Here is a 21446-nt window from a genome sequence, read left to right as displayed (position 1 = left end):
ACATCCGACTTTTGTTCGGCGCGTCTGCTGGTGTTAGCCAGATCACAGGTGTCTAATGGTTCCCGGGGGTTATGCACCAGTGTTTCCCCACGGTGAGCCAGACGACGGCAGGAGTGAGCACCGTGTACAGCAATTCAATCGTCCGTTCTCGTATGGGCCGTATTGCCTGGTCCCTGCTTCGACACCCGGTGCGGAGCCGCGACTTTCCGGCCAAGCACGAGCGCTTGATGACGGCCGCCGAACTCGTTCGCTACGGCGTCTGACCCAACTGCTGCATCCCCGTGGCCTTCGGGGAAAGTTTGCTTAGGCCATGTATCGACTCGGGCGTCAGTAACCGCTAGAGAGCAATCGTTTCCCTGCTGCGGTGCGCCTCACCGGTAACCGCGTCGAAGAAGTACGTGCGCTCCGCTGGCATCGACACCCCGATCGGCGTTCCGGGGTCCAGCATCGTGCCCGCCGGCGCGTGCACGATCATCCGGGTGTCCTCGCCCACCAGCGCGGTGACCAACGTGTGACTGCCCAACGGCTCGACGAAGTCGACGCGGGCCGGCACCATGCCGTCCGCCCGGGTGGTGTGCACCGAGACGTGCTCCGGTCGCGCGCCGACCGTCACCGGCCCGTCCGGGGTCGCCGCCACGTTGATCGCCGCATCCGCGACGTAGAGCATGCCACCGCGCACGACGCCGGGCAGCAGGTTCATCGGCGGACTGCCCATGAACGCCGCCACGAAGGTGTTGGCCGGGCGGTTGTAGATGTCGTCGGTCGTGCCGACCTGCTGCACCTCGCCCCCGGACATGACGCACAGCCGATCCCCGAGCGTCATCGCCTCCACTTGGTCGTGGGTGACGTAGATCGACGTGACGGGCAGTTCCCGGTGCAGCCGCTTCAGATCACCGCGAACCTGGTTGCGCAGCTTCGCGTCGAGGTTGGACAGGGGTTCGTCGAGGAGGAATGCCTGCGGTTGACGCACCAGTGCCCGTCCCATCGCCACCCGCTGCCGCTGCCCGCCCGAGAGCTGGCCGGGCTTGCGGTCCAGCAGACTGCCGATCTCGAGCAGGTCGGCGGTCTCGCGGACGCGCCGCTCGATCTCGGCCCGCGGAGTCCGGCGCTGCCGCAGCCCATAGGACAGGTTGCGGTACACCGTCATGTGCGGATAGAGCGCGTAGTTCTGGAAGACCATCGCGATGTCGCGGTCGCCGGGCGCCAGACCGTTGACCACCGAGCCGCCGATCCGGATCTCTCCGGAGGTCGGCTTGTCCAGGCCGGCGAGGAGCCGCAACGCGGTGCTCTTGCCGCACCCCGACGGCCCCACCAAGATGAGGAACTCGCCGTCGCCCACGGTCAGGTTCAGGCCCTTGAGCGCGGTCACCCCGCCGGCGTACTGGCGGGTGACGTCGCGAAACTCGACTTCTGCCAACGTATTCCCCTCAACCCTTGATTCCGGTACTGGCGACCGACTGGACGAAGTAGCGCTGTGCGCCGATGAATACCAGCAGCATCGGCAACAGGCTCATCACGTTTGCCGCCATCAGCAACGGCCACTTGACGCGATGGGCACCCTGGAAGTAGCTCAGCCCCAAGGGAATCGTCATCTGATCCTGAGACGTGATGACGATGAGCGGCCACAGGAAGTCGTTCCACGAGGTCAGCACCGTCAACGCCGCCAGCGTGGACATGGCCGGCAGCGACAGCGGCAGCACGATCTTGAACAGCACCCCGAGGCGCGACGTGCCGTCCACCCGGGCGGCCTCCTCGAGCTCGACCGGCACCGTCTGGAAGAACTGACGAAGGAAGAAGATGCCGAACGCCGTCGCCAGGTTGGGCAGCATCAAGGCCCCGATGTGGTCGATGCCCAGACCCGCCCAGACGTTGTCCCCGAACCACTTCACGATCAGGAACACCGGGATCATCGTGACCTGGAACGGCACCATCAGGGTCGCCATCAACGTCACGAACAGTGCGCCGCGGCCGAGGAAGCGGATGCGGGCGAAGGCGTACCCCGCGAGACTGCAGACCACCAGATTGCTGATCAGCACCACCACGGTGACCATCGCGCTGTTGAGGAAGAAGTGGCCGAACGGCGCCGCCGCCCACGCCTCGGAGTAGTTCTCGAACCGTGGCCGCTCCGGCAGGAGCACCGGTGGAAAGTGGTTGGTCTCGCTCTCGGTCTGCAGCGAGGTGACCAGCATCCACAGCAGCGGCAGGATCAGGACGAACGTCATCGGGATCAGCACCAGGTGCCACGGGCTGAACGGCAACCTCAGCCGGCGGGGCGAGGCCGGCTCGTGCTGTGGCGCAGGTGTTTCGATGACGGGACGTTCGGTGGTCGTCATCAGTTCTGCACGTGCTTCCGTGCGAGCCGGAACTGGACGGCGGTGATCAGCAGGATGACGACGAACAATGCGTAGGCCATCGCGGCGGCGTACCCGGCGTCGAAGTGGACGAATGCGCGGTCCCACAGGTAGTAGACGATCACGGTGGTCGCCCGCAGCGGGCCACCGCGGGTGGTGGCATACACCTCGTCGAAGAGTTGCAGTGCGTTGATGGTCAACCACACCAGCAGGAACAGATTGGCCGGGCCGAGCAGTGGCACCGTGATCGTGCGGAAGCGGGTTGCGGCGCTGGCGCCGTCGATCATCGCCGCCTCGTGCAACTCGGGCGGAACACCTTGCAGCGCAGCCAGATACACGATCACCGAGAACCCCGTCCAGCCCCAGATCGTCATCGCCACGATGACGAACAGCGCCTGTGACGGCGAGGCGAGGAAGGGCTGAGACGAGATGCCGACGGCGTTGAGCCCGGCGTTGACCAGACCGTAGTCGCGGTCGGTCAACCACAGGAAGATGATGCCCTGCGAGATTGTCGAGACCGCCATCGTGATGTAGGCGGCGGTGCGGTACACCGAGATGAAGCGCACCGACCGGTTCATCGCCGCGGCGACGAAGAGCCCCACGAGCATCGTGCCGGGGACGAAGAGGGCGGTGTAGACGATCGTGTGCTTGATCGCCTCGACGAAGACCGGGTCCTCGGCGAGCTTGCGATAGTTGGCCAGCCCCACCCACGGCGTCTGCGGCCGCAACAGGTCGGACTGCTGAAACGACAACTGCAGCGACATCAGCACCGGCAGCAGGCCGAAGATGCCGATGAGCACCGCGGCGGGGCTCACCAGCGCCCACCCCGCCACCGTGTCGGTGCGGCCCAGTCGTCCCAGCAGTGACGGCATGCCCTCTCCCGTCCTACTTCTCGGCCAGGGCCGTGTCGGCGGCCTGCGCCGCGGCGTTCAGTGCGTCCGCAGGCTGCTGCTTGCCGAGCATGACCGACACGATGGCCTGCCCCAGCGCCTCGGACACGTCGGGATACTGGCTCACCGTAGGCCGCACCTTCTTCACGTTGTCGAGATTCTCGACGAAGGTCGACGTACCCGGCACGTTCTCGTTGAGCTTGGTCAACACCGACTGGTCCTGGCCCACCGACGTACGGATGGGTAGATCGCCCGTGCCAAGGGAGAACGCCTTCACCTGTTCGGGAGCCGAGAGCCACTTGACGAAGTCGATCGCGGCACGCTTCTTCGCGTCACCGTTGTCGAACACCACCCAGTTGTCCGGACCGGCGATCGTCTGGTGGCCGCCGCTGGACCCGGCGAACGTCGGCATCACCTGCACGCCATAGGAGATGTCCGACAGCTGACTCAAATCCCATGGGCCCGTGACCAACATCGCCACCTTGCCGCTGTTCATCAGCTTCGGCCCGTTCTCGTTGGTCGTGTCGAGGTAGACGGACTTGTCGTTCACGGCCATCTGCTGCAGCACGGTCAGCGCCTTGACACCCTCCGGGGAGTTGAACGCCGCCTTGGTGCTGTCGGAGTTCAGGATCTCGCCGCCGGCCTCCCAGAGCATCGGAAGGTAGTGCCACGTGGTGTCTTCGCTGCCGTCCGCCGGAATCAACCAGCCGTACTGGCCCTTGCTGGGGTCGGTGAGCTTGGCGGCGGCGGCCCGGAAGTCGTCCCACGTCCAGTCCTTGGTCGGCGGTGCCACACCCGCCTCGGCGAACAGCTTCTCGTTGTAGACGATCGCGAGGTTGTCCACCAGGGCAGGCACACCGACGACCTTCTCGCCGACCGTCGCGGCCTCACGTTCGGCCGGGTAGAAGTCGTCCCACTTCCAGTCGGGCTGCTTGACCTCGTCGGCCATGTCCACGACCTGGGGAATCTGGGCGATGTTGGGCGACCACGATCCGAACATGTAGGCCACGTCCGGCGCGCTGCCGCCGCGCACCGCCGTGAGCACCTTCTGCAGCACCAAGTCGTTGCTGGAGTACAGCTCGCTGACCTTCACGTCGGGATGGTCCTTGTTGTACTGGGCGATCAGGCCCTTGAACACCTCGCCCTCGGTGTCCTGATAGCCGTGCCACACCGCGATCTCGGTCGGACCCGACGGCGACGAGCCGCCGCCACCGCAGGCGGTGAGGACGAACGCCAGGATGGCGACCAACGCGATACGGAGCCGAGATCGGATCATTGGGACACTCCTTATTGGGTTCTCATGGCACGAGCGTGGTGCGGAGCGGTTCGGGCAGCAGATCACCGTGCGCGACGGTCAGGTCGTCGCACAGCTTCCAGATCTCGTCGACGGTCAACGTGGCCGAGGTGTTGGGGTCGACCATCGCGGCGGCTCGCACCAATCGCGGATCCCCGTCGACGGCGGCCCTGACGGCGAGCTCGACCGGGCCGAGGAAGTTGCGGTTGAGCGCGGCGCACTGCGGGGGCAGATCGCCCACCTTCGTCGGGTGGGCGCCGAGGGCGTCGAGCAGGGTAGGCACCTCGACGGCCAACCCGTTGGGCAGGTTGGTGATCAGGCCGTCGTTGACGACGTTGGCCGAGATGACCCGTGGCTCGCCCGTCTCGAAGGAGTGAATCACCTGGGGTGCGTACTCCGTGGATTCGGTGTCGATGCCCAACGTCGAGTTCCCGGCCAATTCGGACCGCACCCTGGCGTATTCGGCCAGGTTGGCCTCGCTGATGCGGACGTACGCGCCGACGTCGAGACGCAGCCGATCCACCTCGTCGGGGTGGTGCAGGTACCACGGGACGTACTCGCTGGAGTGCTCGCTGGTCTCGGTGGGGTAGTAGCCCAGCCGACGGTACATGTCGACCCGGACCCGACGTCGCAATTCGGAATCGGCCGAAATCCGTTGATCGAGAATCGGATACAGACTCTGGCCGCCACGTTCCCAGCGCAACACCCATGCCTGGTGGTTGACGCCGGCCGACCAGTACGACACCTCGTCGAACGGCACGTCGACGATCTCGCACAGTCCCCGCATCGTCCAATACACCGAGTGGCAGAGGCCCAAGACCTTCAGCTGTGGTGCCACGTGTCGCAGGTAGGTCACGTTCATGGCCATCGGGTTGGTGTAGTTCAGCAGCCACGCGTCGGGGCAGACCGCCAGCATGTCCTCGGCGATGCCGGCCAGCACGGGGAAGGTGCGCAACCCTCGGAAGATACCACCGATGCCGATGGTGTCGCCGATGGTTTGGTGCAGTGCGTACTTCTCCGGAATGTCGAAGTCCCGCACGGTCGCAGCGTGCATGCCGACCTGGATGACGTTGATGACGTAGTCCGCACCGGCCAGCGCCCGGCGTCGGTCGGCGATCGCCACCACCTCCGGCTGCGCGCCGGCGGCCGCGGCGGTCGCATGGGCGATGGCCTCGGCGGTCTCGAGGCGCTCGGCGTCGATGTCGTGCAGGACGACCCGAACCGAACCCAATTCGGAAAAGGAGAAGACGTCACCCAAGAGCTCGCGGGTGAACTCGACGCTGCCGGCGCCGACGATGACGATGGTGGGCTTCATGCCCGTTCCGTCTGAGCCGTCGGTTCCAGCACCGCTGCCGTCGGCGCCTCACCGCGCCGCTCGTCGGCGTAGACCATGAGCGTCGATCCGACCAGCGCCAGCACGATTCCGATCGCCCCGTACGGCGTCGGCAACGTCTGGTAGGCCACCAGCGAGATGATCACCGTCAGCGCGGGCGCCAGCGCGTTGGTGGTCGGCGCGACGATCGAGGCCTTGCCACGGGCGAGCGCCATCACCAGGAACAGCGCGCCGATCGCGTTGAGGATCTGCGTGCCCGCCGCCAAAGCCGGCGCCTGCCAAGGGAAGTCGGTGGGAATGCCACCGAGTGACAGCAAGGCGACCGGGATCAGGAGCAGTCCGCTGATGGTCATCCAGCCGAACGTCGTCGCCTCGTTGACGCCGATGGTCGCGGTCTTGCGCATGAAGTAGGCCTGCACGCCCCACGCCACGCAGATCACGATGGCCAGCAACAGCCACGGGCCCGACGAGCCCTCGGAGTCACCACCGGTGATGGTGAAGAGCACGATCGCCGCGAGTGCCATCACGAGACCTACGCTGGCCAACACGGGAATGCGCTCGCGCAGCAGCACCATCGCCATCACCACGGTGATGGCCGGGGAGATCGAGATGATCGGGAAGATCAGGTAGGCGGGGCCCATGGTGAGGGCCTGGAAGAGCGCGAGCTGACCGCCCGCACCGGTGAGGCCGATCAGCAGGCCGTAGATCGTGGCGGCCGGACGTCGGTCCCACCGCTGGCCGCGCAGGATGACGGCGGCGGGGATGATCATCGTCAACGCCCAGATGGAGTAGATCATCTCGTCGGGATAGCCGTACTTCGTCGCGGGGAGCGCGGAGAAGGCGCCCCACACGCCCCAGAAGATGATGAGCAGCGTGGCGTAGAAGATCCAGCCGCGGGTGCGCTTGGTGGTGTCGGTCATGATGTCTTCACCTCGTCGAAAGTGGTTGCGTTGTGCGCCAGTCGACCAACCGCATCGTCAGTCAACGGTCGCCCCCGGTGCTTGGCGGCGTACAGGGCGGCGCCCAGTGCCGGATCCAGTAGCGGACGTCGCAGGTCGTAGTCGGCCTGCTGGCCCTTGAGTGCGTCGACGAACAGGGTGCGGAAGTCCTCGTCGGAGAACATTCCGCCCGAGTACGACACCGGCACGGTCTCCTCGTCGGTGAAGCCGACCAGGGTTCGGGTGGTGTCGACGAGGACGACGAGTTCGGCGACGGCGTCGACGAGGATGCGGGCGGCCACCGCGTCCTTCTCGTGGGCGGCCTGACAGACCGTCGTCGCGAGTGCCGCGATCGACGTGCGGTTGCCGCCCCAGGTGTCGATGACCAGGCTCACCAGGTCGAGGTCGCCGGCGAGGTCGAGACGTTCGGTGAGCAGGGTGTAGAGCGGACCACGGCTCAGTCGCCCGTCACTCATCCGGCTGAACGCGTTCAGCCCCTGCGTGGCAACCCAATACGCCGAACCCTCGTCGCCGAACAGCTCACCCCAGCCGCCGACGCGGTGACCCGTGCCCTGGCGTTCCCCGTACGTCATCGACCCGGTGCCGCTGATGACGTTGATGCCGTCCTCGCCGGCCAACGAGCCGGCCCATCCGCACACCATGTCGTTGTCGCAGCTGTAGCGGTCGTGGCCGAGGACAAGGCCGGGCACGGCGTCGAGCTTCTCGACGTCGGCACTGGCCTCGCCGTAGCCGGGTAGCCCGAAGAAGGCGGCCGTGATGTCCGACGTCTGGATGCCCGCCTGCGCGCAGACATCGGTGATGCCCTGCGCCAGAGCGCCTTCCACGACGTCGAAGTTGGAGTTGAAGTAGTAGGACGGCGGAGCGGTGGCACGTGCCAGGATCCGGCCGTCATCGTCGACGAGGGCGAAGGCAGTCTTGGAACCTCCGCCGTCGACGCCGAGGTAGTTAGGCATGGACGTCCCCGTTCGTCATCGGATGGATGGTGACGCCCTTGACGACGCGGCTGACCTCGCCGGAGGGGAACGGGTTGTCCGGAGTCTTGCGGTATTCCAGCGACGTGAACAGCGCCACGTACTGTGCGAACACCAGATAGGGCAGCGCGACCACGGCGTCGTCGAGACCAACGAGCCCCGGAAGTACCAGGGCCGGGCCGAGTTCGGCCGGAATGGGTTCGGTGGTCAGCACCGTGACCGCGTCCTGGCCCAGCTGGGCGCGGATCTCGGCGATGATGTCGAGGTCGTAGAGGCGGGTGTGCGGATCGGTCGAGACGTACACCACCACCAGCGTGTCGGCGTCCAGGACGGACTTGGGACCGTGGCGGAAACCCAGGGGTGAGTCGAAGTACGTCACGACCTCGCCGGCGGTCAGCTCCAGTAGCTTGAGGGCGGACTCCCTGGCGAGGCCCTCCAGCGGACCGCTGCCGAGGTAGACGAACCTCTGCTTCTTGCTCTGCGCCAGCGCGCGAACGTCGCGCTGGGAATCGATCAGCTGCTGGGCTGCCGCGGCAAGGGCATCCACGTCACCGGGTGAGGCCGGGCCGAGCATCAGCAAGCAGGACAACAACATCGACGTCAAACTCGACGTCATCGCAAAGCCGACGTCGTTGGTGCGCTCGGGCATGTACACCACCAGCGACTTCTCCCGGCCGGTGTGCTCGCGCCCCAGTTTGCCCTCGCGGTCGCAGGTCAGCACCAGATGCCAGACATCGTCGACCAGTTCGTCGGCCAACGCGGTGGTCGCAAGGCTCTCGGGACTGTTGCCCGATCGACCGAACGACACCATCAGAGTGGGGGTTTCGCGTTCGAGGAAGTCCAGCGGGCCGGCGACGATGTCGGTGGTCGCGATGGCGTCCACGCGGCGCTTCAGGTGGCGACGCAAGGCGGGCGCGGCGATCTCACCGGCGAACGCCGAGCTGCCTGCGCCGGTCAACACGATTCGCAGGTCTGGCTTCGCGAGGAGCTCGCCGAGGAAGGCGTCGGCCTGCTCGTCGGTGCGCCCCGCAACCTCACGCCAGGCGTCCGGCTGTTGGGCGATTTCGAGAATGGTCGAGCCGCCGTCTTCTTGGGCGGGGATGGTCGTCATAGGGCTGCTCCTGAGGTCAGGCACGCGCGTGCGTACGGTCGGATGGCGTCGCGGATCCGGTCGATCACCAGAGCCTGCGGGGTGGGTTCGAGGTGGCCGGCACGAATGCGCTCGTACTGGCCGGGCAGGAATTGACTGATCAGGGGCAGGGGCACGCCCGTGCGGTCGAGGTTCTCCAGGAGGGTGCGCCGGGCCGCGTCCACTTCGGGGTCGGCCCAGTAGTAGCGCAGGCGATCGCTGTAGCTGTAGCGCCGGGCCGTGCGCTGCGCTTGGGGCGGGCCGCCGTAGTAGCCCTCCCAGTACTTGGGCTCGGCCAGCATCCTGCGCTCGAGGACTTCGACCAGGTTCGACCGCGAGGTCCGCGGCACCAGCTCCCCCTCGATCGTCGCCAGCGCGAACAACGCCTCGCGCATCGCGAAGGTCAGGCCGGGTCCCACCTTCAGGATCGCCCAGTGGTCCTCGACCAGTTCCCGAAGTCGTTCGGGCCGTTGGTAATCGGTGGAATGCGCCTCGAAGACGAGGTTCGCCTCTGCGTCGAGGACGCTCCGCAGTTCGACGGTGGCCTCGCGCCGGTAGTCGAACACGTTGACGTGGTCGAATTCGACGCCGGGTTGCACCACCAGGGCGACGACTCGAGGCCACACGTCGTCCAGTCCGGCCGCGGCGAAGGCCGAGCGATGCGCGTCGATCGTGGCCCTCGCGCGGCTCGCCGGAGTTGGCACGAGGTGGTCGAGCGTCTCGTGGGCGCCGCCCGGGACGGGCACCTCGGTGCCGATGACGTACGTCGGTCCCGGCGACCCCGCCTGGTGCGCAACGTCTTCGGCGACGCGCATGAGCCGCGCCGACCGTGCGGCGACGACGTCGTCGGACAGCACGTCGGGGTCGTCCGCGCACGACATGCTGCAGTCCAAGTGGATCTTGGTGTACCCCGCCTCGACGTACGCCGCGATCAGCACGTCCGCCTTGGCCATTGCCGCAGCGGAGTCTTCGTTCTGCCAACGGTTGGGCCCCAGGTGGTCCCCACCGAGAACGACGCGGTCCCTGGCGAAGCCGGTGTCGTCGGCAATGCGCAGCACCAGATCGCGGAACTCGGCGGGACGCAGCCCGGTGTAGCCGCCGTACTGGTCGACCTGGTTGGACGTAGCCTCGATCAGCACGTAGCCGCCGTCTTCGGCGGCCTGCGTCATCGCGGCCTGCACCACGGTCGGGTGAGCCGAGCACACGGAGTAGATGCCGACCGGGCGGCCGGCCTTGTGCGCGGCGACGGTCTCGGCGAGCCAGTCGACGCGTCGTAGCGTGCCGGTCATCGGGTACTCCCGTTCGCCACGGGTCGCGGCACGACCGCGTCGCAAAGTTCGGCCACCGCGTCCGCGATGGCGGTGCGGGCGGCGGTCAGCGCGCGCCGGGGATCACTCGCGGTGGGATTGGTCACGAGTGAGTCCCGCAGCGCCGAGGTGTAGGCGACGTTGAGCGCCGTGCCCACGTTGACCTTGCGGATGCCCGCGGCGACGGCGAGGCGGAGCTGGTCGTCGGGAACTCCGGAGGAGCCGTGCAGCACCAGGGGTACGGGGACGGCGGCGGCGAGCCGACCGATGAGGTCGACGTCGAGCGCGGCGTCGCGGGTGGTCATCGCGTGGGAGCTGCCGACGGCGACGGCGAGACCGTCCACTCCGGTGGCGGCCGTGAAGGACGCGGCCTCCGCGGGATCGGTGCGCACTCCGAAGTCGTGCGCCCCGCCCTTGCCGCCAATCTCGCCGAGTTCGGCCTCGACCCACAGACCGGCACGGTGGCCGCGGTCGGCGAACGCGCGGGTCAGGTCGACGTTGTCGGCGTAGGGCAGGTGGGCGGCGTCGATCATGATCGAGGTGACGCCGAGGTCGGGCGCGGAGGCGAGGGCCTCTTCGATGAGCGCGACGTCGGTGACGTGGTCGAGGTGGATGGCCAGTGGCGCCGACGACTGCGCGGCGATTCCCGCACAGGCCGAGACCAGTGGGGCCAGCCGGCCGCCGTGGAAGCGGATGGTGTTCTCGCTGAACTGGAACAAGACTGGCGTACCGGCGCGTTCGGCCCCCTCGGCGATGCCCTCGGCGTGCTCGAGGGTGACGACGTTGAACGCCAGGACGGCGGTCCCGTCGCCCACGGCCGAGCTGATGAGGTCGGCGGTGGCGGTCAGGCTCACGAGCTCACTCGGAGGTGGGGGTGTGACGTGGGGAACATCTATCGATCATGAGAAGCTCGCTCAAAGCGCGCAATGCAAGCGGGCAAAACGGTCAGTAAAAGTGATCGTCGCGGCCCCGTCCCGAGGAGAGTTCAGCGATGTCGATCAAGCGCACGGACCGGATGCGCGAGGTGTTGTCCCTTCTTCGTGACCGCGGGGAGGTGGCGTCGCAGGTGCTGTGCAGCGAGCTGAAGGTGTCGGTGGCGACGTTGCGGCGCGACCTCAACGAACTCGAGGAACAGGGGTTGCTGGTTCGCACCCACGGCGGCGCGCGGGCTCTCGACCCGAGTGGCAGTGAGATCCCCGTGCGGCTCCGGGACCACCGCATGGTCGCCGTGAAACGCCGAATCGCCCAGCGCGCAGCCGCTTTGATACCGGCGGGCCCGCAGGCCGTCGCACTCACCGGTGGCATCACGACCGGCGAGGTGGCGAGATCGCTCAAGGGCCGCCCGAACATGACCGTCGTCACCAACTCGCTGACGATTGCCGCCGACTGCGCAGTCGACGCGCACATGAAGGTGATCGCGACCGGTGGCCTGGTGCGCGCCAACACCCTCGAGGCCGTCGGCCCCATGTCGGAGCACGCATTCCAGGTGATCACCGTCGGGACGGCCGTCCTCGGCGCCGACGGCATGTCCGCCGAGATCGGCGCCACCACCTACGACGAGGCCGAGGCGCGTACCGCGATCGCGATGGCGGCGAACGCGCAACGCGTCGTCGTCGCCGTCGACGGATCGAAGATCGGAAAGGTGACGCTGGCGAAGATGGTGCCGCTCAGCGACATTCACCACCTGGTCACCGACTCGACGGCCAATCCTCACCAGCTCGAACGCATCGCCGCAGCGGGCGTGCACGTTCACGTCGTGGCGGTCGACGACGACGCGTGAGGCCTAGGGCGTCGTCAGCAGACCCGAGTCGCGGATGGCCTCGGCCAGCGGTTCCAAGACGGCGGGGTCATAGGGCGGCGGCAGGTAGATGATCGCGAGGTCAAGACCCTCGGCGCCCAGTGCGACGCAATCCTCCACCAGGGCTTGGTAATTGCGGTCCTCGCCGAGGCGGACGTGCGCGGAAAGAGTGATCTCCTTGGGGTTGCGGCCGATGTCGTTGCAGCGGGCGCGTAGGACGTTGCGCTTCTGGGCGAACTCTGCGGGCGTGCCGCCGACGAAGTTCCAGTGGTCGGCGTACTTGGCGGTCAGCGGAAGGGTGCGCTTCTCGCCGCTGCCGCCGATGCAGATCGGGGGGTGCGGCTGCTGCGGGCCCTTCGGCTCGTTGCGGGCGTCCTTGAGCTGGTAGTACTTGCCGTCGAAGGTGGTGGACTCCTTGGTGAGAAGGCTGGTGAGCACCTCGCAGGCCTCCTCGAAGCGGTCGAAGCGCTCCTTGATGGTGCCCAGCTCGATGCCGTAGGCGCCGGACTCCTCTTCGTTCCAGCCGGCACCGATGCCTAGCTCGAGGCGTCCGTTGGAGATGACGTCGAGGGCCGAGGCCATGTTGGCCAGGACGGCGGGATGCCGGTAGTGGATGCCGGTGACCAGCACGCCGACCCGTAGCCGCTTGGTGGCCTGCGCCAACGCGGTCAGGGTGATCCAGCCCTCCAGGCAGGGACCGCTGGAGTCGGAGAAGATCGGATAGAAGTGGTCGAAGGTCCAGCCGGACTCGAACACGTCGATGTCGTCGGCGGCCTGCCAGATCGGCAGCATCTCCGACCACGTGGTGTTTTGGGGGGATGTCTTGAAGGCGAATCGCACTCGATCAAGCCTAGACCCGGAACCTGGCACGCGTCGACGAGTTTGTCCGCCGGCGCGAGTCGGTATGGGCATGAACGAGATGACGCCCCTGGTGGCGAAGGCCTGTGCACGGACCTCCGATGTCCTCGCGGGCGTGACCGACGACCAGCTCGACGGAGCCACTCCGTGCGAGAAACTCTCCTTGCGTGAGGTGGTGGCGCACCTCGGCGGACTGGGCGTGGCGTTCGCCGCCGCGGCGCGCAAGGACCTCGGCGAACTGACCGACAGCCCGCCCGGCGCGGCGGCCTTCGAGCTGGACGCCGACTGGCGAACCCGCTACCCCGACAATCTGGCCGCGCTGGCCGACGCGTGGCGGGAGCCCGACGCCTGGGACGGCATGACCCGAGTGGGCGGAGTCGACCTGCCCGGCGGGGTGTGCGGAATGGTCGGCCTGACCGAGGTCGTGGTGCACGGGTGGGACGTGGCCGTGGCGTCCGGACAGGCCTACGAGATCGACGACGACGTGGCCGAGGCGGTGCGCGCGCACCTGGCGAGCTTCACCGCCGACGGGCCGGTGGAGGGACTCTTCGACGCCGCCGTCGAGATCGACTCGTCGGCAACGACATTGGACCGTGCGATCGCGCTGAGCGGTCGCGATCCGCGGGTGTGGGCCTAGGCGCGCTCCGGAGCGACGGCGTGATGCACGTGCGGACTTGATAGCGCCGGCGATATGGAACGGCTCGGGGTGTCAGCTGGGCGCGACGAGCGACGTCAATTCTGTTCCGTCGTCGGACAGTTGGACGAGTGATGTGTCGATCCGCCAGACGTGGCGGAGCGAGCCGAACGGAGATTGGATCGACCAGAGGACGTCGCACGTCGCGAGGTCCACGGCTTTCGTTACGAGTCCCACGTTCGGGGTATTGGATTGGAAGATGGCCACCTTGCCGTCAGTGGCAAGGTAATTCGCCAACGTGACCTTGCAGGCTTTCCCCTCCGAGCCAGTAGCAAGGTCGTATCGCTGCGGATCGTGGTCGAACGACTGCCCACCGGCGAACAGCGTGGTTCCAATGAGGAGCACGGGATCGCCGTTCTCGAACCGTGAGATGTTGGCTAGTTCGTGGCCAGCGGGGCTGTAGACAGTTGACTCGACGATCGGGATGTCCATCGAGCTGGTAGAGAGGAAGCCCGAACCGTCGGCGCGCCCCATTTTGTTGCCGGCGATATCGAAGAATTCAACACCAACTGGCATGGAAGTCGATTGCGGCTCAACGACTTCGACCGCGAATCCGCCTGGGTACACCACGGCCGATGCCCAGCTCAGGCCTGGGTCGAGTTCCGGTGTGACGACCTTGCCGTCTGCGAGCGAAAAGACCGTGGTTTCGTCCCCACCGGCGGCTTGGGTCGCCAGATTCTGCGGCGCGACGTTGGTCGCTCGTGACGGCCTCGTGGTCACCTGCCCCTTTCCGGGCACGAACCACGTCGTTGCGGCGCGCGGGCCAATCCCGAATACACCCTGCCCAGTCGTCTGGGCCACCGCATACGAACCAGCCTGGACGACGTGAAGGGCGCCGGACGACGTTCGAAGATCGGTTGGGCCGGTGAAGGTCACGAGACCCGAGCGAGTGTCCACGACCCAAGCAGTTCCGCCCTGGTCGCCGTCGCGAAGGCACACTATGGCCTCGGGTCCATTGAGGAAGCACTCAGGCGAGAACATCGCGGCGTCGAGTCTGACCGGCGCGAACACACGTTCGCCCGTGAGCGCGTCGACGCCGACCAGCCACCATTGACTGCCCGCCGCGTCGGGAGTCCGTGCGATGAGGAACCCACGAGAGCCCTGGTCGCCGACGAAGGGTTGTGACCAGATGGGGTCGGCGCTCGAGGCGAATGTACTTGCGGGCGGTAGACCGACGTCTCCGATGCGTGCCGTCCACCCTGCAACGGGTCGCACGTCCATACGTGAGGCGAGGAACGTCTGAGGTGGCGGCGTCCAGTTCGAATCCCTCGTCGCGCCGAGGGACTCATCGCCGTCGTACTTGCCGGAGACGACGTAGACGGCAATCGCGGCGACGAGCCCCACCAGCGCCACGACTGCCACCAGGATGAGCGCACGATTCCGCCGCCGCGACGGGGGCCCGGATGGTGGAGCGGGAGGTAGCGGAGCAGGTGGCGGCGCGTAGTTCCAGGTCACGTCAGTCGTCGTCCTGGTAGCGAGTCGCAAAGACGCGTGCCTTCTCCGCCAGGACGTCGGCGGGCGCTGGCAGCCCAAGTTCCCGCTCGAGAAGTCCACGCGTGGCAGCCGGGTCGTGGCCGAGTTGCTGCATGAACGCCGCGGTAAACGAATGCTGAGCCGCCAGCGCCTGCTTGCGCGCGAGTGTCGCCAAGACGACGATCTCGTCGGCCAGCTGAGCCTCGCTCCACTCCGCGACGGAGTGCGCCAACTCAACAGTCACGATCCGCCCGCTCAACAGCGCTGTGGTCGAGACCGTGGCCTGGGGATTGGACACCGTCACGAGAAGGGTGTCGACCTCGTCGATCTCACGTGAGAAGTCGGGATCGTCGTCCTGAGGGACGGCTTCCGCGTAGTCGCCGTCGAGTTCGTCGCCATCCCATCCCGGCCCGAAGCTCGATGTCTGGTCAGACATCGGCGAGCCTCAGTCGACGTTCGTACTCACACATTGAATACCTCGCCGATGGACCGGCCTTCGCGGTAGTCGACGTCGTTGTAGTTGACCGCCGCGACGTCGAGCTTCTCCTTGAACTCGGTCGACACCGTGTAGAGGGTGTCACCGGCATCCCTTCGAGCGGTCTCGCCCTCGGACATCGCTTGGCTGGTGGCATAACACACCAGTCCGTGGGTTTCCTCAATCTTGGCGGCGACGTCGGCGGTCTCTCGATTGGCGCCCACGATCTTGTTGGCCGCGGTCTCTTGAAAACCGCCCAGTTCGGTCAGGTGGTCGGTGACGACCTTGAGGTTGAATTCCAGATCAGACACGTGTGTCCTCAGTCGTTGAGCGTGGTGGTCACGGATGTGGGGGTGCCGGCGCGTCGTACGGCGTAGCCGGTGGCCCGGTCGGCGGTGGTGTCATTGGCTTGACGGGCGTGAATTTCGTCGTCGGATGAAGTCGAGAAGGGAGATTGGCCTGCCGATCCTGTTCGGGTACGGCGAACCTTGGCTCTCCGGACGTGTCCTTCTTGGCTGCGGCATACGTCTCGGCAGCCGTTCCGATCTTGCGCGAGTTCTCCAACGCATTGTGCGCAAGCACCATCATCGTCATGTTCGTGGTGCCCATTGCGGCGGCGACGGCGGCGGAATCTGCGGCGAGCTTGGCCGTATTGAGACCGGGCACGAGCAGCATCCACGAGGTGGCCAAACCGTAGTCGTAGAGCCCTTGAGACGCGGTGTCGAGTGTGTTGCGGGCGCGGACGACTTGTTCCGCCTCCGTGTCGAGAACCCTGCCCACCTCGGCATCGGCAACGGACATCTTCGACACCATCCTGCGGTGAGCCTTGCTCAGTTCGTCGTACTTGGTCGCGGCCGCGCCGTCCCACACATCGGGGTTGACTTCAGCATTGATAAGGGTCTCGACGGCCTCCTCCAGCTTCACCGCGGACGCGCTGTATCCGGACCCGCCGTGTGGATCGCCCGATCCGGTGAGCTTCTTCTCGCCTTCGATCGCCAGCTGCGCAGCCGATAGGATTGGCGAATCCGCCAGTTTGCCGACGGAACCCAGATATTTTGCGGGGACACGCCCGATCTCGACGCCGAGAGCGCCCGCACCCTCGATCACGTCGTTCGCATCGCCGAGGAGTTTCCGACCATCGGTGAGTACGCCGTGCACGTCGCCGGTGGCGAGGTCGCCCAAGAGCGCTGGCACGTCTTCGACGCCGCTTCTGATGCCGTTGCCGAGATTGAACAGCTTCTCCAGAATGCTCACGCAGATCCCCCTTGACGTCAGCCTAACAATCCGTCGACCACTCCCAAGGCACATCTTTCCGGCGCCCACCAGGGGTATTGAACGCCCTCATTCGCGGGCACACTGGAACCGTGGACCCCGTCACGGCGCTGCGCCAGATCGCCTACTACAAGGACCGTGCCCGCGAGGACTCTCGCCGGGTGATGGCCTACCGCAACGCCGCCGACGTCGTCGAGCGCCTCGACGACGCGCAGCGCGAGAAGCACGGCGCGGCCAACAGCTGGCAGTCGCTGCCCGGGGTCGGTCCGAAGACCGCCGCGGTCATCGCGCAGGCCTGGGCCGGTCGCGAACCCGACGTCTTGGCCGAATTGCGGTCCAATGCAAAGGATCTCGGTGGCGGAGAGATACGCGCGGCGCTCAAGGGCGACCTGCATCTGCACTCGAACTGGTCGGACGGGTCGGCACCGATCTCGGAGATGATGGCCGCCGCCAAGGCGCTCGGCCACGAATACTGCGCACTCACCGACCATTCTCCCCGCCTGACCGTCGCCAACGGCCTGTCAGCGGACCGGCTGCGTGAGCAGCTCGACGTCATCGACGAACTGCGAGAGACGTTCGCGCCCATGAGGATTCTGACCGGCATCGAGGTCGACATCCTCGACGACGGCAGCCTCGACCAGGAGGACGAGTTGCTCGACCGGCTCGACGTCGTCGTGGCCAGCGTGCACTCGAAGCTCAAGATGGACTCCGCGGCGATGACTCGCCGGATGGTGCGCGCTGTCTCCGAGGGCAAGGCCGACGTGCTGGGTCACTGCACCGGCCGACTCGTCGAGGGCAATCGGGGCGTCCGACCCGAGAGCAGCTTCGACGCCGAGAAGGTGTTCACCGCCTGCCGCGACCACGGCACCGCCGTCGAGATCAACTCCCGCCCCGAACGTCGGGACCCGCCCACGCGGTTGCTCGCGATGGCGTTGGAGATCGGCTGCGACTTCTCCATCGACACCGACGCCCACGCGCCCGGGCAGCTGGACTTCCTCGGCTACGGAGCCCAACGGGCCCTGGACAACGGCGTTCCCGTCGACCGCATCGTCAACACCTGGCCGGTGGACAAGCTGTTGGCTTGGACGGCATCGAGCTAGTCCGGCAGCATTGGCATTTCGAGTCCCGGATCCCGGCCGAGGAGCACACCTCGCGTCACCGACGCGTTGCCGAACCGCTGACGCACCTGGTCCATCGCCGAGTCGACGGCCAGCAGGTCCGCCGCCGACCCCGTCGGCCGACGCCCGTCACCCGAGGAGTCGAACGGCAACTCCAACTGCTGGGCGCCCTCGCGGTCGATGTTCGACACCGCGAACCCCACCAACGTCAACCCCCGCTCGGCGATCAACGGACCGGCTGAAGCCACCAATCCCCTTGCCGCGCCCAGGATGACGTCCATCGACGCGGTAGCTCGGGGCAGCGTGCGCGATCGGGTCGCGCGGCTGAAGTCGTCGAACCTCAGACGCAGCACGACCGTCCTACCGGTGCGATCGGACTTGCGCATCCGACGCGTGATCCTGTCGACCAGGTTCACCACGACGGCGTCGACCTCGCTGTCGGACATGGTGTTTCCGGCACGACCCAGGGCGCGCTGGGCACCCACCGAATGGCGCCGTACCCCGGTGACGACGCGTCGCCGGTCGATGTTGCGTGACAGCGCGAACAACTGACGGCCCATGCCGCCGCCGACGATCGAGCCAAGCATCGTCTCGCTGAGCTCGGCCACCTCCGCGACGGTGTGAATCCCGTGCGCATGCAGTTTGTCGGCGGTCTTGGCGCCCACGCCCCAGAGTCGTCGTACCGGCAGCGGATGCAGGAACGCGAGCTCGCGATCGGGCGGCACCAGGAGCAGTCCGTCGGGCTTGGCCTCCTGGCTGGCGACCTTGGCGAGGAACTTGGTGCGGGCGATGCCGACGGTGATGGGCAGCCCGACGCGGTCGCGGACGTCATCGCGCAGTCGCGCACCGATCTGCACCGGCGTTCCCGAGACCCGTGCCAGTCCGCCGACGTCGATGAACGCCTCGTCCACCGACAGCGGCTCGACGAGCGGGCTGGTGTCGTGGAACACCTCGAACACCGCCGAGCTGGCGTCGGAGTAGGCCGCCATCCGCGGCGGCACCACGATCGCGTGCGGGCACAACTGCAGCGCCTGCCGCCCACCCATCGCCGTACGCACCCCGTACGCCTTGGCTTCATAGCTCGCCGCCAGCACCACCCCACCACCGACGATCACCGGCTTGCCGCGTAGCGCCGGATCGTCGCGTTGCTCCACCGAGGCGTAGAACGAGTCCAGGTCGGCATGCAGGATGGTCGCCTGCCCGGACTGCACCACCTTGGACACGAACACATGTTCGCATCGGACTCCGACGGGCGCTAGGGGGTGTCGCCGTAGATGCTGGTCAGCCAGATGTGCACCAACGTGTCCAGGACCCGATCGATCGGCACGGACGGCACCTCCGCACCGAACGTGGTGAGCATGACCTTCTCGTTGAGCAGGTTGAGCGCCGTCGCCAGGTCGGTGGACGGCACGGTGTCCGGGGCGGCGCCCCTGGCTCGCTCCGCGTCGATGATCGCCGCGCCGTGGGCCACCCACTTCTGCATGAAGGTCGACCACAACGCACCGATGTCTGCGTGGGTCCTGGACTGCGCGGCGGCCAACGACACCGCCCGGTGAAGGCCGAAGGTACGGACGAAGATCTCGATGCCGTCGTGCCACAAGGCCTTGGCCTCGGCCGGTGGGTTGGCGGTCAGGGCGTCCAGTGCCGAATCGGCCTCGACGACCACCCGGTTGAGCAGCGACACCAGGACGGCTTCCTTGGACGCAAAGTAGAAGTAGAACGTCGGCCGCGAGAGGCCCGCGCCCTTGGCGAGGTCGTCGACGGAGACGTCGGCGAAGTTCTTGTCTTCGAGCAGGCGCTCGGCGGTGGCGAGAATCGCTGCCTCGCGCTCGTCACCCGAAGGCCGCGTCGAACGACGGCCGCGCCCGGTGCGAGTCGTGCTGGCGGTGGTCATGACAGCGACTTTACTCGATGTCGAAATATTCGACTAACTGTTGACCGATTCGACACACCGTTGATAACGTGACGCCATGATCGAACACCTCGACGTCCTCATCGTCGGCGCCGGCATCTCCGGCATCAGCGCGGCCTGGCATCTGCAGGACCGCTCGCCGTCGAAGACCTACGCCATCCTCGAGCGCCGCGAGAACATGGGCGGCACCTGGGATCTCTTCAAGTATCCCGGCATCCGCTCCGACTCGGACATGTTCACCCTCGGCTTCCGCTTCAAGCCGTGGACGTCGGCCAAGGCGATCGCGGACGGTCCGTCGATCCTGTCCTACATCAAGGAAGCCGCCGCCGAGAACGGCATCGACAAGAACATCCGCTACAACCACCGCGTCGTCGCCGCCGACTGGTCCGACGCCGAGAACCGGTGGACCGTCACCGTCGACACCGGTGACGACGAAATCACCATGACGTGCTCATTCTTCTTCGCCACCACCGGCTACTACAACTACGACGAGGGCTACTCGCCGACGTTCCCGGGGTCCGAGGACTTCGCAGGCACGATCGTGCACCCCCAGCACTGGCCCGAGGATCTCGACTACACGGGCAAGAAGGTCGTCGTCATCGGCAGTGGCGCAACGGCGATCACGCTCATCCCCGCATTGGTCAACAGCGGCGCCGGACACGTCACGATGCTGCAGCGTTCGCCGTCCTACGTCGGCTCGCTGCCCGACGTCGACCCGGTGGCCGTCGCCGCCAACAAATACCTCCCGGAGAATCTGGCCCACGTGGTCAACCGCTGGAAGGCGATCCTGTTCAGCACCTTCCAGTACCAGTTGGCGCGCAAGTTCCCGAACTACATGCGCAAGACGCTGATGACCATGGCCAAGCGCCGGCTCCCCGAGGGCTACGACGTCGAGAAGCACTTCGGGCCCAGCTACAACCCGTGGGATCAGCGACTGTGCTTGGCGCCCAACGGCGATCTGTTCAAGACGATCCGCAAGGGCAACGCCGACGTCGTCACCGACACCATCGACACCTTCGTCCCCGAGGGCATCAAGCTGACCTCGGGGCAAGTGCTCGACGCCGACATCATCGTCACCGCAACGGGTTTGAACATGCAGCTGCTCGGTGGCCTCAAGCCCACCCTGAACGGCGAGCCCATCGACCTGACGTCGCTGATGACGTACAAGGGCCTGATGTTCTCCGGCATTCCCAACTTCGCCATCACCTTCGGGTACACCAACGCGTCGTGGACGCTCAAGGCCGACCTGGTCTCCGAATTCGTCTGCCGGGTCCTGAACTACATGGACGACAACGGCTTCGACCGCGTCGTCCCCGAACACCCCGGCGCGTCGGTCGGCGAACTGCCCTTCATGGACTTCGCGCCCGGCTACTTCCTCCGCTCGATCGACCAGCTGCCGAAGTCGGGCTCGCGGGCACCGTGGCGGCTCAAGCAGAACTATCTGCTGGACTTGCGACTCATCCGCCAAGGCAAGGTCGACGACGAGGCCCTGCACTTCACCAAGCACCGCGCGGCCGTCAACGCCTGACCCGACCGACTCCGCCGAGCGCACGCTCGTTGGACGTAAACCCCAAGGTGGGGCCGCCAACAAGCGTGCGTTCGGCGTTCGGGG

Annotated in this window: 21 protein-coding genes; 4 read left to right on the top strand and 17 right to left on the bottom strand. The window is 66.7% G+C overall.

Features of this window, described 5'->3' with window-relative positions; translation table 11 throughout:
- Nucleotides 1-337 precede the first annotated feature (337 nt).
- Genes H7K45_RS19060 through H7K45_RS19015 form a run of 10 tightly spaced genes read right to left on the bottom strand, consistent with a single transcriptional unit; the run spans nucleotide 338 to nucleotide 11088 of the window.
- Nucleotides 338-1417 (bottom strand): ABC transporter ATP-binding protein, encoded by a 1080-nt coding sequence (locus tag H7K45_RS19060; RefSeq protein WP_263997455.1) that lies wholly within the window; start codon nucleotides 1415-1417, stop codon nucleotides 338-340.
- Nucleotides 1418-1427: 10 nt separating this feature from the next.
- Nucleotides 1428-2333, bottom strand: a complete 906-nt coding sequence (locus H7K45_RS19055; protein ID WP_263997454.1) for a carbohydrate ABC transporter permease — start codon at nucleotides 2331-2333, stop codon at nucleotides 1428-1430.
- Nucleotides 2333-3223: a carbohydrate ABC transporter permease gene (locus H7K45_RS19050; protein ID WP_263997453.1), complete on the bottom strand. Its 891-nt coding sequence runs from the start codon at nucleotides 3221-3223 to the stop codon at nucleotides 2333-2335. Before H7K45_RS19050 ends, H7K45_RS19055 begins: the two co-directional genes overlap by 1 nt.
- 13 nt (nucleotides 3224-3236) lie before the next feature.
- Nucleotides 3237-4517 (bottom strand): ABC transporter substrate-binding protein, encoded by a 1281-nt coding sequence (locus tag H7K45_RS19045; protein WP_263997452.1) that lies wholly within the window; start codon nucleotides 4515-4517, stop codon nucleotides 3237-3239.
- Nucleotides 4518-4539: 22 nt separating this feature from the next.
- A complete protein-coding gene (gene melA / locus H7K45_RS19040) occupies nucleotides 4540-5850 on the bottom strand; it encodes an alpha-galactosidase (protein WP_263997451.1) in 1311 nt (436 codons plus the stop codon).
- On the bottom strand, nucleotides 5847-6788 hold the full coding sequence (locus H7K45_RS19035; RefSeq protein ID WP_263997450.1) for a DMT family transporter: 942 nt from the start codon (nucleotides 6786-6788) through the stop codon (nucleotides 5847-5849). Before H7K45_RS19035 ends, melA begins: the two co-directional genes overlap by 4 nt.
- Nucleotides 6785-7780, bottom strand: a complete 996-nt coding sequence (locus H7K45_RS19030; RefSeq protein WP_263997449.1) for an N-acetylglucosamine kinase — start codon at nucleotides 7778-7780, stop codon at nucleotides 6785-6787. Before H7K45_RS19030 ends, H7K45_RS19035 begins: the two co-directional genes overlap by 4 nt.
- A complete protein-coding gene (locus H7K45_RS19025) occupies nucleotides 7773-8909 on the bottom strand; it encodes an SIS domain-containing protein (RefSeq protein WP_263997448.1) in 1137 nt (378 codons plus the stop codon). The genes H7K45_RS19030 and H7K45_RS19025 overlap by 8 nt, the downstream gene beginning before the upstream one ends.
- Nucleotides 8906-10216 carry a D-tagatose-bisphosphate aldolase, class II, non-catalytic subunit gene (locus H7K45_RS19020; protein ID WP_263997447.1) on the bottom strand — a complete coding sequence of 437 codons (1311 nt, stop codon included), beginning with the start codon at nucleotides 10214-10216 and terminating at the stop codon, nucleotides 8906-8908. The genes H7K45_RS19025 and H7K45_RS19020 overlap by 4 nt, the downstream gene beginning before the upstream one ends.
- Nucleotides 10213-11088, bottom strand: a complete 876-nt coding sequence (locus H7K45_RS19015) for a class II fructose-bisphosphate aldolase (protein WP_263997446.1) — start codon at nucleotides 11086-11088, stop codon at nucleotides 10213-10215. Before H7K45_RS19015 ends, H7K45_RS19020 begins: the two co-directional genes overlap by 4 nt.
- 137 nt (nucleotides 11089-11225) lie before the next feature.
- On the opposite strand from H7K45_RS19015, the gene H7K45_RS19010 reads away from it, so the two are divergent.
- Complete coding sequence (locus H7K45_RS19010) at nucleotides 11226-12014, top strand: DeoR/GlpR family DNA-binding transcription regulator (protein WP_263997445.1); 789 nt, start codon at nucleotides 11226-11228, stop codon at nucleotides 12012-12014.
- Between the two features lie 3 nt (nucleotides 12015-12017).
- On the opposite strand, the gene H7K45_RS19005 is transcribed toward H7K45_RS19010, so the two are convergent.
- The gene (locus H7K45_RS19005; protein WP_263997444.1) at nucleotides 12018-12872 is read right to left on the bottom strand and encodes an LLM class F420-dependent oxidoreductase; all 855 of its coding nucleotides are present in this window, start codon (nucleotides 12870-12872) and stop codon (nucleotides 12018-12020) included.
- Between the two features lie 70 nt (nucleotides 12873-12942).
- Here H7K45_RS19005 and H7K45_RS19000 point away from each other — a divergent pair, with 70 nt between their 5' ends.
- Nucleotides 12943-13527 (top strand): TIGR03086 family metal-binding protein, encoded by a 585-nt coding sequence (locus H7K45_RS19000; protein WP_263997443.1) that lies wholly within the window; start codon nucleotides 12943-12945, stop codon nucleotides 13525-13527.
- Nucleotides 13528-13599: 72 nt separating this feature from the next.
- On the opposite strand, the gene H7K45_RS18995 is transcribed toward H7K45_RS19000, so the two are convergent.
- From H7K45_RS18995 to H7K45_RS18980, 4 genes are all read right to left on the bottom strand, one after another.
- Nucleotides 13600-14946 (bottom strand): 9-bladed beta-propeller domain-containing protein, encoded by a 1347-nt coding sequence (locus tag H7K45_RS18995; protein WP_263997442.1) that lies wholly within the window; start codon nucleotides 14944-14946, stop codon nucleotides 13600-13602.
- Nucleotides 14947-15040: 94 nt separating this feature from the next.
- A complete protein-coding gene (locus H7K45_RS18990; RefSeq protein WP_263997441.1) occupies nucleotides 15041-15493 on the bottom strand; it encodes a hypothetical protein in 453 nt (150 codons plus the stop codon).
- A 26-nt stretch (nucleotides 15494-15519) separates the two neighbouring features.
- Nucleotides 15520-15843, bottom strand: coding sequence for an ESX-1 secretion-associated protein (locus tag H7K45_RS18985; protein ID WP_263997440.1), 324 nt, complete (start codon nucleotides 15841-15843; stop codon nucleotides 15520-15522).
- A gap of 28 nt (nucleotides 15844-15871) precedes the next feature.
- Nucleotides 15872-16786: an EspA/EspE family type VII secretion system effector gene (locus H7K45_RS18980; RefSeq protein WP_263997439.1), complete on the bottom strand. Its 915-nt coding sequence runs from the start codon at nucleotides 16784-16786 to the stop codon at nucleotides 15872-15874.
- A 110-nt stretch (nucleotides 16787-16896) separates the two neighbouring features.
- On the opposite strand from H7K45_RS18980, the gene H7K45_RS18975 reads away from it, so the two are divergent.
- Nucleotides 16897-17904, top strand: a complete 1008-nt coding sequence (locus H7K45_RS18975) for a PHP domain-containing protein (RefSeq protein WP_263997438.1) — start codon at nucleotides 16897-16899, stop codon at nucleotides 17902-17904.
- Here the strand turns inward: H7K45_RS18975 and dinB are convergent.
- Both dinB and H7K45_RS18965 read right to left on the bottom strand, forming a co-directional pair.
- The gene (gene dinB / locus H7K45_RS18970) at nucleotides 17901-19145 is read right to left on the bottom strand and encodes a DNA polymerase IV (protein WP_263997437.1); all 1245 of its coding nucleotides are present in this window, start codon (nucleotides 19143-19145) and stop codon (nucleotides 17901-17903) included. The genes H7K45_RS18975 and dinB overlap by 4 nt on opposite strands.
- 32 nt (nucleotides 19146-19177) lie before the next feature.
- Complete coding sequence (locus tag H7K45_RS18965; protein WP_263997436.1) at nucleotides 19178-19816, bottom strand: TetR/AcrR family transcriptional regulator; 639 nt, start codon at nucleotides 19814-19816, stop codon at nucleotides 19178-19180.
- A 76-nt stretch (nucleotides 19817-19892) separates the two neighbouring features.
- Between H7K45_RS18965 and H7K45_RS18960 the strand changes: the two genes are divergently transcribed.
- Complete coding sequence (locus H7K45_RS18960) at nucleotides 19893-21362, top strand: flavin-containing monooxygenase (RefSeq protein WP_263997435.1); 1470 nt, start codon at nucleotides 19893-19895, stop codon at nucleotides 21360-21362.
- The last annotated feature ends 84 nt before the right edge of the window (nucleotides 21363-21446 follow it).

The organism is Mycobacterium yunnanensis, assembly GCF_025823185.1.
GTDB classification, from domain to species: domain Bacteria; phylum Actinomycetota; class Actinomycetes; order Mycobacteriales; family Mycobacteriaceae; genus Mycobacterium; species Mycobacterium yunnanensis.
The sequence above is the reverse complement of the archived record's forward strand: the minus strand, read 5'-3'. Positions and strand labels throughout refer to the sequence as shown.